The organism is Vibrio pomeroyi (genome assembly GCA_041879425.1).
GTDB lineage: Bacteria > Pseudomonadota > Gammaproteobacteria > Enterobacterales > Vibrionaceae > Vibrio > Vibrio pomeroyi_A.
In genome coordinates, this window is the sequence record CP090855.1 from 743,990 (window position 1) to 758,121 (window position 14,132).

12 protein-coding genes are annotated in these 14,132 nt (G+C 44.9%); 3 read left to right on the plus strand and 9 right to left on the minus strand.

Annotated features, from left to right (window positions below):
- The first annotated feature begins 172 nt into the window (after window positions 1-172).
- The 3 genes from pyrC to L0992_19300 all read left to right on the plus strand — a co-directional run bounded on the left by pyrC (window position 173) and on the right by L0992_19300 (window position 3,649).
- The gene (gene pyrC / locus L0992_19290; GenBank protein ID XGB70159.1) at window positions 173-1,201 is read left to right on the plus strand and encodes a dihydroorotase; all 1,029 of its coding nucleotides are present in this window, start codon (window positions 173-175) and stop codon (window positions 1,199-1,201) included.
- 303 nt (window positions 1,202-1,504) lie between these two features.
- On the plus strand, window positions 1,505-2,539 hold the full coding sequence (locus L0992_19295) for a GGDEF domain-containing protein (GenBank protein XGB70160.1): 1,035 nt from the start codon (window positions 1,505-1,507) through the stop codon (window positions 2,537-2,539).
- A gap of 183 nt (window positions 2,540-2,722) precedes the next feature.
- Complete coding sequence (locus L0992_19300; GenBank protein ID XGB70161.1) at window positions 2,723-3,649, plus strand: M14 family metallocarboxypeptidase; 927 nt, start codon at window positions 2,723-2,725, stop codon at window positions 3,647-3,649.
- Between the two features lie 216 nt (window positions 3,650-3,865).
- Here the strand turns inward: L0992_19300 and L0992_19305 are convergent, their stop codons facing one another.
- The 9 genes from L0992_19305 to L0992_19345 all read right to left on the minus strand — a co-directional run bounded on the left by L0992_19305 (window position 3,866) and on the right by L0992_19345 (window position 13,936).
- A complete protein-coding gene (locus L0992_19305; protein ID XGB70162.1) occupies window positions 3,866-5,473 on the minus strand; it encodes a BCCT family transporter in 1,608 nt (535 codons plus the stop codon).
- Window positions 5,474-5,958: 485 nt separating this feature from the next.
- On the minus strand, window positions 5,959-6,531 hold the full coding sequence (locus L0992_19310; GenBank protein XGB70163.1) for a hypothetical protein: 573 nt from the start codon (window positions 6,529-6,531) through the stop codon (window positions 5,959-5,961).
- 247 nt (window positions 6,532-6,778) lie between these two features.
- Complete coding sequence (locus tag L0992_19315; GenBank protein XGB70164.1) at window positions 6,779-7,699, minus strand: cache domain-containing protein; 921 nt, start codon at window positions 7,697-7,699, stop codon at window positions 6,779-6,781.
- A gap of 11 nt (window positions 7,700-7,710) precedes the next feature.
- Window positions 7,711-9,051: a TRAP transporter large permease gene (locus L0992_19320; GenBank protein ID XGB70165.1), complete on the minus strand. Its 1,341-nt coding sequence runs from the start codon at window positions 9,049-9,051 to the stop codon at window positions 7,711-7,713.
- Window positions 9,052-9,088: 37 nt separating this feature from the next.
- Window positions 9,089-9,631 (minus strand): TRAP transporter small permease, encoded by a 543-nt coding sequence (locus L0992_19325; protein XGB70166.1) that lies wholly within the window; start codon window positions 9,629-9,631, stop codon window positions 9,089-9,091.
- A 164-nt stretch (window positions 9,632-9,795) separates the two neighbouring features.
- Window positions 9,796-10,797, minus strand: a complete 1,002-nt coding sequence (locus L0992_19330; GenBank protein XGB70167.1) for a TRAP transporter substrate-binding protein — start codon at window positions 10,795-10,797, stop codon at window positions 9,796-9,798.
- 117 nt (window positions 10,798-10,914) lie between these two features.
- A complete protein-coding gene (locus tag L0992_19335; protein XGB70168.1) occupies window positions 10,915-12,381 on the minus strand; it encodes an FAD-binding oxidoreductase in 1,467 nt (488 codons plus the stop codon).
- A gap of 48 nt (window positions 12,382-12,429) precedes the next feature.
- Entirely contained in the window at window positions 12,430-12,867 is a 438-nt protein-coding gene (locus tag L0992_19340) for a nuclear transport factor 2 family protein (GenBank protein XGB70169.1), read from the minus strand.
- A 262-nt stretch (window positions 12,868-13,129) separates the two neighbouring features.
- Window positions 13,130-13,936 (minus strand): FRG domain-containing protein, encoded by an 807-nt coding sequence (locus L0992_19345; GenBank protein ID XGB70170.1) that lies wholly within the window; start codon window positions 13,934-13,936, stop codon window positions 13,130-13,132.
- Between the last annotated feature and the right edge of the window lie 196 nt (window positions 13,937-14,132).

Sequence of the window (14,132 nt, forward strand, 5' to 3'; positions counted from 1 at the left end):
CCGAATAAAATACTTAGAAAAACAAGCTCCTAACCCTGAAGAGTTAAAAATAGGATGAAATGAAAGTGCTTTTCCACTATCATCCTGTCGCCTAAACGTAAGCGATTGCTTTCACAGATTTCGCCGAGTTTAGGCTCCAACTACATAACACTTCAAATGGTGGGAGCCTTCAATGACACAACTTACGATTACTCGTCCTGACGACTGGCACGTTCATCTACGCGATGGCGACGTATTAAAAGATACAGTGCGCGATATCAGCCGCTACAATGGTCGAGCGTTAATCATGCCAAACACCATCCCACCGGTAACCGATACCGAAATGGCTCTTGCTTACCGTGAACGCATCATGGCGGAGCAACCAAGTGAGCAGTTCCAGCCTCTAATGGCACTTTACCTAACAGACAACACAACACCTGATGAAATTCGCAAAGCAAAAGAGTCTGGCGCAGTGGTTGCAGCTAAGCTTTACCCAGCTGGCGCAACAACAAACTCTGATTCAGGCGTAACTTCTGCTAAAAACATCTACCACGTACTAGAAGCAATGCAGGAAGTTGGCATGCTACTTTTGGTACACGGTGAAGTAACGACTCACGATGTTGATATCTTTGACCGTGAGAAGCAGTTCCTAGACACAGTACTTACACCGATTGTGAACGACTTCCCTAACCTGAAGATTGTTCTAGAGCACATCACAACTGCAGATGCTGCGACTTTCGTGAAGAACGCAAATGACAACGTTGCTGCAACCATCACAGCTCACCACCTGCTTTATAACCGTAACCACATGTTGGTTGGCGGCATTAAGCCACACTTCTACTGCTTACCAATCCTTAAGCGTAACACTCACCAATTAGCGCTTATCGAAGCGGCAACAAGCGGCAGCAAGAAGTTCTTCTTAGGCACAGACTCAGCACCACACGCAAAAGGTGCAAAAGAGTCAGCATGTGGTTGTGCGGGTTCTTACACTGCGCACGCTGCAGTAGAGCTGTACACAGAAGTATTCGAGCTAGAAGGTAAGCTTGAGAACCTAGAAGGTTTCGCGAGCCACAACGGCCCTGACTTCTACGGTATCCCACGTAACACAGACACCATCACTCTAGTAAAAGAAGAGTGGAATGTATCTGAGACGATGCCTTTCGGTTCAGACATTGTAGTGCCAATCCGTGGCGGCGAGACGATTGCTTGGACTGTTAAATAACGCAGCACCGTTTTAAACGAGATTTCTTGTTTAAATCAAAAACTTCAAAGCCCTTCACATTAAGTGAGGGGCTTTTTTAATTATGTCTTAATTCCCTTGATTCTAGGCCATTAGCGCCTAATCTTATTCCATACAATGCATAAATTTACATGGATAGTGATGAGCTTAGGCTTAGACGTTCGTACTCTATGTTTAATTATGGTGTTCCTTTCTGGGACCTATTGCATCGGGCTAATAATTAAACAAAGAAATCAAGCACCGGCTCAAGGTACTCGGAGCCTGTTCTATGCCGTATTTTTTTTAATGGCAGGATTTTCCCTGCTCAGCTTTGGCGATGATATTTCCTTCTGGCTTTCAAAAGTCGCTGCCAATTTCTGTATTGCTTTAGGTTTCGCTCTGGTCGTACTCAGTTTGCGTCAAATCAGACATGCTCCCTTAATCTACCCACTGATTGTTTTCTCTTGTTTACCACTGGCGTTAGCTGCATTGATCTATTACTCCGTCATCGAACCTTCTACAAATGCACGTGTGGTTGTCATCTCTGTGTATGTCACTCTTTGTACGGTTTCAAGTGCGATTGTCGTCAATAAAAGCCAAGTAGAAGACCTAAAACTGCCGATCATGCTGCTCACAGGCGTACTTGTTATCCACTCTCTGTTTATGCTGTTTAGAATCTGGTTCACCCTACGTGAGCCTAATATCGGCGACTTCCTTCATGCCGGTAATGTCCACCAGCTCGCTATCATCATGACTGCGATTCTTCTAAGTAACCTTGGCTTTACTTACAACTGGATTCTTAATGCTCGACTGATGGAGTCACTCTATAGCTCTTCATTAAAAGACAGCCTCACACAGCTTTATAATCGAAGAGCGATGAACGAGATGACCAGCCGAGAATTGACACGTAGCCTGCGGCATAAGCACGCTCTTTCGGTGATCATTTTAGACATCGACCACTTCAAGCAGGTTAATGATGTTTATGGCCATCAAGTGGGTGATCGTGTGTTGCACAACCTTGGTCAGATACTCATCAATAATCTAAGAGCGCACGATGTGGCGTTTCGTTACGGTGGTGAAGAGTTCTTAATTATGCTGCCAGACACAGCCATTAATGATGCATGTACAGCAGCAGAGAAACTAAAAGTACTAATAGAAAGTCACACTTTCTGGAAACAACAAGAAAAGCCATTAACGGCGAGTTTTGGGGTGGCTCAATTACACCCTAATGACCAGCGTACTAATCTGATTGAGCGTGCAGATAAAGCCTTATACCACGCAAAAGAACAAGGTCGGAATACCGTGTGTAAAGGCGAGTTCGAAGGAATTGTCTCGGCTTAACCAAAACATTGCTATCAAGCATATCAAGGGTTCCTCTTCCATAGTCATCAACCTGACTTGTACTCACATATGTTATTTGGAATGTTGGTCGTCATTTACATACACAGGTTCAATAAGAGTTGCACGATGCCATTCTGCTGATTATTCTCACTTCATCACAACGTACCCCACAGAGATAAAACAATGGAAAGTACCTACACCTACCCTATTGGTGAGCCAGGAAAAAAATGGCAAGAAGCAGAACGTCAAGCATGGTTTGCTCAAAGAACCGTTAAGCGCGAATACCAGCAAGAAGTGGTTCCTAAAATCCAAGCATTAGCAGACCGCTTTGACATCGAGCAATACGGTGCATTGAGCTACGACGAAGCTCGCTTCCCACTCTTCGCTATCAAGAGCAAAAACTGGGACGCATCAAAGCCAACTATCCTCGTTACAGGTGGTGTTCACGGTTACGAAACCAGTGGTGTACATGGCGCAATCAAATTCGCTGCAACTCAAGCAGAAAAGTACACAGCGCACTTCAACATTGTTGTAGCACCTTGTGTGAGCCCTTGGGGTTACGAAGTCATCAACCGCTGGAACCCAAATGCTGTTGATCCAAATCGCTCTTTCTACGACGGTACGCCAGCAGAAGAATCAGCAAACCTGCGTGCATTAGTTGCGTCTTTGCCAGAAGTATTGGTTCACGTTGATCTTCATGAGACAACCGACTCTGATGAAACTGAATTTCGCCCTGCACTCGCTGCACGTGATGGTATTGAGTACATCGAAGGCATGATCCCAGACGGTTTCTACACGGTGGGTGATACCGAAAACCCGCAACCTGAATTCCAAGCAGCTGTCATCGCTTCAGTTGAAAAAGTAACTCACATTGCGCCAGCAGATGACGAAGGCAAGATCATTGGTTCAGACGTCACTCAACACGGCGTGATCAACTACCCAATGAAGAAGCTTGGCTTATGTGGCGGTGTAACGGATTGTAAGTACGGTACGACTACTGAGGTTTACCCAGACAGCGACAAAGTAACAGACGAAGAGTGTAACGATGCTCAAGTTGCTGCTGTTGTCGGTGCTTTAGATTACGTTATTCAGCACGAATTGAACGCGTAAGCGCAAACCCGCTAATTAGTACCTAATAGCAAGAGCTAAGAACTAAGAACTAAGAACTAAAAGAGCCACAAGTGACTTCTCACTTGTGGCTCTTTTTTGTTTCTCTTTCACGGATTTCTTCGCGGCATAAAAAAGCTCCCTTGCACGCGGTGCCAGGGAGCTTTGAATCTGCTGACTAGAGTAAGTCCCTATCTAGAAACTTACTGAGTTCGCGATTTACTTAGTTGCTGGAGTAACCGTTTCTTGCCCTTTACCGACTTCAGTCAGTAGGCCTTTCAGCAAGCTTACACAGCCAAGCAGAAGAATGATCGTAAACGGCAGTGCTGCAATAATCGTAATAGATTGCAGTGCTTGAATTGATTGAGTACCACCAATCCACAGCATCACCATTGCGATAGCACCTGAGATAACTGCCCAAACCACTTTCTGTTTTACTGGTACTTCAAGTTTACCACCCGCCGTCATGCCATCGATAACGATAGAACCAGAATCTAGCGTTGTAACGAAGAACACGATGATCAGTGCAACTGCGATAACAGACAGGATGCTACCAAACTCGTAAGCATCTAACATGTAGAACAAGCTTAGAGATACATCTGTGATGCCTTGGTCAAGGCCAAGTTGCCCTACCTGATTAATCACTTGTTCGATAGCCACGCCACCGAAGATAGACATCCAAGCTGAAGTAACTAACGTTGGAATGATCAGTACGCAAAGTAGGAACTCACGAACCGTACGGCCTTTAGAAATACGCGCTACGAACATACCGAAGAATGGTGCATACGCTACCCACCATGCCCAGTAGAACACAGTCCAACCGTGCAGCCATGTTGTGTCTTCACGACCTGCACTTTGGCTCAGCGCTACGATATTTTTCACATAACCAGTTACAGCCGTTGCCATTGAATCAAGCACAGTTGTGAAGTTCAACACCGCGATAAGACCAAGGAATACGAACGCAATAACCATGTTCAGGTTACTTAGGAACTTAACACCGCCGTCCATGCCGCGCAGAACAGAGATGATCGCCAAGCCCATGATCAGAACAATGATCGATTGCTGAAGGAAGATGTTGTTGTCCAAGCCAAACACGTGGCTGATACCACTTGCTGCTTGTGTACCACCTAAGCCCAATGAAGTCGCAAGACCAAACAGGGTAACCAGTACAGTTAGTACGTCGATAACATCACCGGTTTTGCCCCATACTCGCTCACCCAAAATTGGGTAGAACACAGAGCGCATTGATAGCGGCAGACCTTTATTGTAAACAAAGTACGCTAGGCAAAGTGCCGTCATGCCATAGATAGCCCATGCATGAAAACCCCAGTGGAATACGGTTGCACCCAATGCTAATTCACGACCAGCGGCTGTGAAAGGTTCTGCGTCTAATGGTGTTCCGAACCAGTTCGTGAAGAACGCAGTTGGCTCTGCAACACCCCAGAAGATAAGTCCAATACCCATACCCGCTGCGAATAACATCGCAATCCAAGATGCCATTGAATAGTCCGCTGTCGCGTCTTCACCACCTAAGCGAACTTTGCCTAGAGGTGAGAATGCAAGAACAACGGCAAAAACTAACATGATGTTGGCTCCCCACATAAACAGGAAGTCAAACTTTGATAGAACAGCACCCTTAATAGAATCAATTGCAGCTTTAGCATCTGCAGGAGGAAGAGCAAGAAGAGTGATGATGAAAAGAAGAGATAAGCCAACTGAGGCTACGAAGACGGTGTTATGGACATCCATGCCCCATTTACTGACGTTGTCTTGACCAACTTGATAGTCAGTAGAATCGATACTGTATTTTTTTGATTTAAAACTCATAAATTATGATGTTCGCATATCCGGTTCAACGAATATAAGGACGCTCTCCATATCCAACTACTACTTGATTGACTCGCCATTTCACTAAAATAAAACGTGATAAAAACCACCGAGCAAGGTGATAAATGGACTTACTAGCTCAATCCCAGGACGCGCATTATAGCACAGCACGAAGCATTTTGACTGAGTTTTTGCTCAATAGTCACTCAACACCCTGTCATTTATGGTCATTACGCCTATAAAAAATCAACTCAAGACAACATCAAAAACATTAAATTACAAACACTTAAATACACAAACCTGTCAGCGTGAGTTTTTGAAAACTTTTGTGAGATAATTTTAAGAACCGCTTAATTTACTTATAGCTCTAACAAAAAAGCCCCGCTATAGGGGCGGGGAAATTACCAAAGGTAAAAGAGAAATCGATAGTGCGATTTTAACGCCACGAATCGCAGCGCTAAGATATTAAAACGCTATAGAGAGCATTAAATCGCGAAGCAAAAACCTAGGTTGTAGTCTTCGCCATTTTTCGCTGTGAACTCTTTGTCTTCACTCGATGCGTTCGGTCGACCACTTTCATCGCCCTTCACTAGGCTCACCCAGTGACGGATTCCTGAAGAACGACTAGCCTCAGTTTGGCCAAATGTAGTACACGTTTCTAGCTGAATATCTTCAATATCAACCAATTCCAAGTGACCCGTGCCTTTACGAGCGCCGATTGTCACTTCAACGTGTGTGCCGCTCTCATCACGGAACAGGATTGAAGAAGGTTTAGACTTATCACCCGTGTAAGCCACAAAGTGTTTAGCGCGTTTCAGGCCTGTATGCTCACCGTTTTTGAAGTAAACCTGAACGTGTCGGTAATCAATCTCGTAGCTCACTACATCTTCGTGAGAGCCCGACTCGAGAGGGAATAGAGTATCAAGCAACTGTTTCGCCATTTTCTGCTTTTCGAGTTGCTTGTCTGCTTTCACCATTTCGACGGCAAAGACAGCTTCAGCAATAAAAGTTGAATGGTTTCTGTGAAGTTCTGTTTTGTCTAGTGTCAGCATATTCATAGTCTATCCCTCGTACGGCTTTAAATTTCATTAAGGTCAAACATCCCAATTGACCCTTTTCAAAATTGTTCTTTACTGTGTGGTTTCCATGTTTTTCATACTACTTGTATTTTTGTCACAATTTCACAACAAAAATTTCACAGTGTGAATTTTACTAAATTGCTTTTTTACACACTCCTATTTTTAGGGGTTAAATTATTCGTAAGCCATTAATTTAAATAGACTTATGATCATAAAACACTCGCATTTACGTCTTGTTTGAATTTGTGTAATAACCGACCCCCACTAGCTTATTGTCAATAACACGGTAATAAGTGTGTTTGGTTTCGACTTTACTCGACAGCGGATTCAACCAACGATAGGTGTAAACACCTCGGCCGTTTTCTTTGGCAAGGTTCAACATCTCAGTAAGAATTGGCTTGTCGTCAGGGCTTAGAATCTCGTTGTGCGAACGCCCAACTAGCTCAGGAGAGACTCCATGCGCCAGCAACTTTCCAGAGCTCATATCCATCACAAACACATATAAATCTCCTTCTACAAAACTCCCTTCTGCGTCATTGAACTCAGTTAAGCTCTCTTGTTCAGAATCCACTATCGCGGTCATCGCTCTCGCGAGTAAACTCTTTGCCTCGGCCGCACTCGAACGCTCAGGGTAATAACCCACAGCCACAATCACATCGCCTACTCGCTCAAAGAACGTGGTTTTCGGCTCACCCATGCGGTCGGTCGGGTTGGTCCAGTGATACTTCACCTCACCAAAACCGTTGTGTACTGCTTTGGTGATCATTTCACGGAAAAAAGGATTACCGTAAACGTCTTGCGTATCTAAAACACTGTCACCCACTAGCACCATTGACGAGCCGCCGCTGGCGAGGAATTGGCCATCGATGCCCAACGCAAATACATATAGCTCCCCATCGATATATTCAGGGTCACTCATGAAATCTTTAACGCTATCGTCACCCACTTTTTGAACGTGGACCACTGCCTTCGCCAACAAGGTTTTGGCTCTTCTTTCAGCCTTACTAACAACATGTGGTTCAGAAATATCGAGCACATTAACAGGCTTGGCTTCTTTCTCTGTTTCAGAGTGTTCGGCACGTAAACTAATGCCACTCACCACTGCAAACACGGCACAACCAATGAGGATGATTCTGGATAAATTCATGGTTATCTCTCCTAATAGCCGACTAAGGACGGTAGCCAAAGCGTAATTTGTGGGAAGAAAGCGATAACGAATACGCCCACAACAGAAGCAAGAACAAAGGGATGGATCTTCGCGGTGATTTGTTCAACCGTGGAACCCCCTATCCCTGAGGCGACAAAGATATTCTCGCCAAGTGGCGGCGTTGCAAAACCTATCGATAAGGTACACACCACCACAATGCCCACGTGGGTTGGATCTGCGCCCAGCATGTACATGATTGGCAATAGAACCGGCACGATGATCATGATCGCCGCTAAGGTTTCCATGAACATGCCGATGAACAACAACAAGGTAATGGTTAGCGCCCACACCATGTACATGTTATCGGTGAAGCTGAGTAGTGATTCAGCCACCACTACTGGGATCTTTTGCTCGATCAACAAACGTCCAAACACGGTAGCAGCGAATAGGATCAACAACACACGTCCGGTGATCCATGTCGTGGTCGATAGAGATTTCATCACGCTTTTAAACGACAGCTCGCGGTGAATAAAAAGCCCAACAAACAACGAATAGAATATCGCTACAACCGCTGATTCTGTTGGTGTAAACATGCCGCTGTAGATACCACCAAGAATTAAGAACGGCGCCAATATCGACCATAAACCGCGGCGTAAGTAATGCCTTACATCGCCAAACGACCAGGTTTCAGTCAGCCCTTTATAGCCTTCTCGCTTAGCTATGAAGTAGTTGGTTACCACTAGCGTCGACGCCATGATGAAGCCAGGTACAACCCCAGCAACAAACAGTTTCGGAATCGATAAGGAAGCAAACTGGCCGTGTTGAGCAATGGCTTCTGGAGGCGCCATTAAGCCCATTGCCGAGATACCAAAGATAACCAGAGGAATGGACGGCGGGATGATAATGCCCAACCCACCAGATGCCGCCGTAACGGCCGATGCGTAGCTCTTATCGTAGTCACGCTTCACCATAGCAGGCACCATTAGCATGCCTACCGCGGCGGTGGTTGCTGGGCCTGAACCCGAGATAGCACCAAAGAAAAGACACGCCATTACCGTTGCTGCGCCAAGGCCCCCTGTTACGGGCCCCGCTAAGCTTTCGGCAATATCCACCAGACGTTTGGAGATACCCGCCGCCTCCATTAATGCCCCCGCAAGAACAAAGGCTGGCAGCGCCATTAATGGGAAGTTACCCACCGAGGTAAATGCGATTTGTACCAAAGCGATGGGATTTTTGTCGAGCAACATATAGGCCGCCATCGAAGCGCCGGCCAGTGATACTGTGATTGGTGCGCCCAGAATTAACAGCGTTAAAAAGCCACCAAATAAAATTAGAGTTAAATAGGATTCCATTATTACATCTCTCTATTACGACTATTCTCTGTGATGACTATTGCGCGGACTTTTGTGCCGTCATTTTACGCAGCTCTTTGACTTCTGGATCTTCGTTGGTTGCGCCTTTGAATAAACGCTCATAGTTGTTCCAGATAATTCGAATCATCATCAGTAAAAACGCGATAGGTAAAATCATGTAGAAGTACTTCATCGGGATACCTGTAGTCTGAGACTTCCAAAACAGATTCATTTTGTTGAACACGAAGTCGTAGCTGAGGTAAACGAAGTAGCCGTTGAAACAGAGCCATAAGAAGTCAGCGATGGTTTCACTCACGGTCTGCACGATTGGCGGAAAGAATTTAAAGTGAAAGCTCACTCGGTTGTGCGCCGACATCTTGGCCGCAACAACAGCCCCTAGATAGGCAAACCAAACGAACATGTAAGTAGCGACCTCATCCCCCCAAGGGATAGAGTAATCAAAAAACTGACGAGTAAGGATTTGTGTGAACAGCAATAGGACAAAGCTTGCGAGCAGCAGACAACATGTATATTCCTCAATGTTGTTTAAGTGCTTTTTTATTGTTTTAGCGACTGACATATAACCTCCAATGTTGATTTCCACATGACAACCAGTCGCTCACGGTCCTAAAAAGATCAGGTACAGAACAGATCAACGAGTACAGCCATGTAAATGCCCTATCTAACTGTTCTAACGCTAGGTGATTAAGTAGCGGAGAACAGCAGATAGGGCGAATCTAATCGTTACTTTCTACCTAGTAACTCAAGAACGTCGTCTAGCTTGTCTTTGCCTCCAATGCTTGAGTAGAACTTAGGCCAAACTGACTTAGTCACCTTGCTGATCCACTCTTGCTCGTTGTCTGCAGGGTCTGTGAATACCATGCCTTTCGCTTGTAGCTCTTCGCGAATCTTATTTTCCGTATTTTCTAGATAAGCAAAGCTGTGCTCTGTCGCTTCCTGACCCGCTTCAAGAATGATCTTTTGCATTTCAGGAGTCTGTTGTTGGAAGACCGTTTCACTCACGATTAGAGGTTCTAGAGAGAAAATGTAGCGAATGTTGGTCACGTACTTTTGTACTTCGTTAAACTTCATCGCGTGGACTGTGATGTAAGGGTTATCTTGTCCATCTACCACGCCTTGTTGCAGGCCAGTGAAAGTCTCAGACCATGCCATTGGCGTTGGGTTTACACCCCATGCTTGATAAGACGCAATCATGATTTCATTACGAGGTACACGAATCACGAGCCCTTTTAGATCCTCTGGAGAAGCGACGGGCTTTTTGGAGTTAGTCAAAACCCTAAAGCCAGAATAAGCCCAACCTACGATGCGAACACCAGCGTCACGAATCGTGTTATCAACTAAATCTTGGCCTACTTGGCCTTGAGTCAGTAGCACTGCTTCTTCTGCGCTTTGAATCACGTAAGGCATGGTCAATAGACCAACGGTTGGGGAGAAAGGCGTCACGTTGTTGATCGCCAGTACAGAGAAGTCGAGAAGACCGATTGCCGCATCGTTCACGGTGTCTTGCTCATTGCCTAATTGGCCGTTCGGGAACAGATCGATTTTCACTTTACCGTCTGTTTTTTGCTCCATCAGCTCAGAGAATGAGGTCGCCAATTCCCACTGCGTACCACCAGCAGCATCACCGATAGCCATTTTAAAATTCGCTGCTGCCGCGGTATGAGATAACACCGCTGTTGCTACAATAGTGACACCAGCAATAATTTTATTTTTAATCAATTTCATAGTCTTAACCTTTCCTATCATACAGACTTCCTGCCTGTACTTTGCTCACAAGGTGACCTGGTACAACTTTCCTGGTCGTAGTTCTATTTCCCTATTTTGGAAACAATGTTCGGGTAGTTACAGCCTTTCATCCTTTAACGAATACCACTGATAAAGGAACCGCTGCCCCATTCTTCGAAACGGTGCAAACATCTCTGATTCCACCACTTCCCTCACGTTGGGGAACGGAAGTTTTGATTCAAATATTGGTAGGTCGAGCTTGTGACCTTCACCTGCGATCCACTGAGCAAGGCGTTTACCTGCTTGAGCGGAATACATCACGCCATTGCCGCCATAACCCAGCGCGTAGAAGATGGATTGTTTTGGATTCGGTTGATAAATTCTTGGCATCATGTCGTGGCTCACATCCACCCAGCCCCACCATGAATAATCGATTTGGATCTGATCGAGAGACGGGAATTTGCGGGTTAAATCGGCTCTCAACATGTCTTCATATTTCTTCTCAGGTGCGTTCTTGCCACTAATGGCACTGCGTGTACCAATTTGTACTCGGTTATCCGGTAACAAACGGTAGTAGTGGCGCAGAATTCGAGTATCAGTAATCACCTGATTGGTTTTGAAGTTACACGCGGCAATTTCGTCTTGAGTTAACGGACGTGTCACCATCGAGTTAGAAAGGACTGGCAACAGGCGATTCCTAAGCTCGGAATGCAAACCTTGGCTGGTATACCCACCCGTACAAACACCGACAGAACGCGCCTTCACAACACCACCTGGCGTTTTCAGGTAATGCACGCCGCCACGAGTTTCCCAACCCATAACTGGGCTCGACGGGTGAACCTTAACGCCGAGTGCTCGCGCCTTTCTTAGGTAACCAAACGCCAGTTTCCCGGCATGAATACCAATCCCTTCTGGTTCATGCATCGCGCCTGCCGCTTCTTGGTCACCAACGTAATCACGCTTTACAGTTTCCGCGTCTAAGATCTGGGCATCGTAATCGAACGTGTCACGCAGCAACTTGGCTTCTTTCTCAAGCGTTGCCATCACTTTTGGACGGTGAGCCACATATAGGTGCCCCCCCGGCTGCGGGTCACAATCGATGTCTTTGATCAGTGACTTAAATGTTTCCATGCCATCCACACACTCGCGGTGCATTTTTAGCGCCGTTTCTAAGCCCCAGCGTTCAATCCACTGAGAACGCTTCAAACGCCCAGAAGCACACTGTGCTTGGCCACCATTTCGGGTACTGCAGCCCCAACTCATACGGTTAGCTTCAATCACAATCGCTTTAATGCCGTACATTTCAGCAAGGTGTATCGCGGTACTTAAGCCTGTGTAGCCTGAACCGATAATGGCCACATCGACATCCATGTCTGACGTGATTGGGCCATCATCTTCAGGTGGTGCGCCTGCGGTATCTACCCAATAAGTTGGGGCGTATTCCTTGCCGTGACCAGGGCTCTTGTCTTTAAGTGGATCGTATTTTGGATCGTATTTATCTTTTGCTTGGGTGCTTTCTTTTGCTTGGGTGCTTTTCACCTTTGGCGGCACATCGGCTGCCGGTTGTTCCATTACTAAACTCATAATTCGACTCTCCTAGTCATAACACGTGAACGGGTTGTGGTTTCGTGTCTAGCTCTTGGGAGTGTTGTTAGGAGTCAAAAGAGGTCTTGTTTTACGGAAGGCATTTTTTACGCTGATTTTTCCATCTTTCAGGGTAAACACGTCGACCATGCGAGCTTCGATGACACTGCCATCCGGATTCGTTGCAGAAAACGTTGATTCACTCACAGCGCGGTCACCGCACACAAAGTGGACAGGATCGCTCCAAGCCGCATCTGGAAAGTTCTGCCAAACCAATTCAAAGCTATTTCGAACCGCTTCGTACCCTTCGATAGTGTTTCCAAGCAAGCCTTCTCCTGCCACCGTGTGGAATACACAGTCTTCTGTCATGAAAGACATCAGCGCTTCAATATCATGGTTATTCCACGCATCACTAAAAGACTGTAAAAAGGTGGTGTCGACTTGGTTTTCCAGCACGAATGTCGTTGCATTGGTTTGCATATTCATATTCCAGAATCCTTTATGTTTTCGTTATTGGTTTAAATTTCAGTAGCTTTGCGCCACTTTTTTATTAGAGTGTTTAAACTAGATCTGTGAAAATTTAACAACTTGATAACAGGGTTCATCACTCTAACTTCGAGTTAGGTTATAAACAATCTCTAAGCTCACAGATTTCATCTTTTTATAAAACAATTAGTGTTCTAATTTTATTTACTCAACTTTTAACTCACGATATAAGAGGTATAATTAAATTAGAACGTATTAGCCTTTAGTCGAAATCAAAGTCTTGATGATACTTGCGACCATACTGTTCAAGTTGACGATCATGAGTATTAACTTGCAATTCGATATTGCCGTCACCTTTATTTATGACTTGGTTGTTATCTGCATGTGCTTCGTTTTTTAAATCCGTTAGTTTCTCTTCGACATACTCTGTCGGTTCATTTAAAACATTCATGGATATTAACTCCTTTATCAGGTTTACTTTCACTGATGGAAGAATATGAACGGACACTAGACCGTTTGAATATTCTTTCTCATCGTACAAAGGCTGAATGGCATCATTGCCACCTTCCTTAAATGGGTGAATGGAATACCACTTGTCCTTACGTGGCTCTTGCTGATCGCAATCCGCCACATTAAATATCTGAGTTTGGTTGAGATCACACGGCGAGCTAAAAACACTAACCCGCTGATAATCAATAGCTTTAATTATGTTTATGCAGTCTTTACTTTGGCTATTACACACCGACCAAAGCGCATTTAACAGGTTATCGGTCCATTCCAGCAAACGGGTGGGAAAACCCTGCTTCTTAGCTAAACACATCAATAACCAGTCGTTTATGTCGTGTGAGCTCAGCGAGTGACCACCGTAAACTCTCACAGTTGAAAGCAGTTCTTGTTCGACACGGCGTATGTTCTTACGATTAGAAAGGCCTAAACTTGGCATTAGATTATTATTTTCATAATCACACACGTTATACATCAAACCACGTTGGTCACTGCATTCAGCCATTAATGAATCAATTATTTTATACAGTTCTCCGAGTGTGCTGATATAACGTTTATTGTTCATATTTGGTTCCAACTACTCGACAATATAAATAACTAAATTAAAATTTATTCGTTAAAAACTGACATGTAATAAAATACACAGACTAAAGTCTAATAACTCTATCGACTTATCGGTAATTACTATTTAAAAGCAACTCATAATAATTATTGATAAGTCTCTATTAATGAAACCGAACACCTATTCACCTTGGTTATTT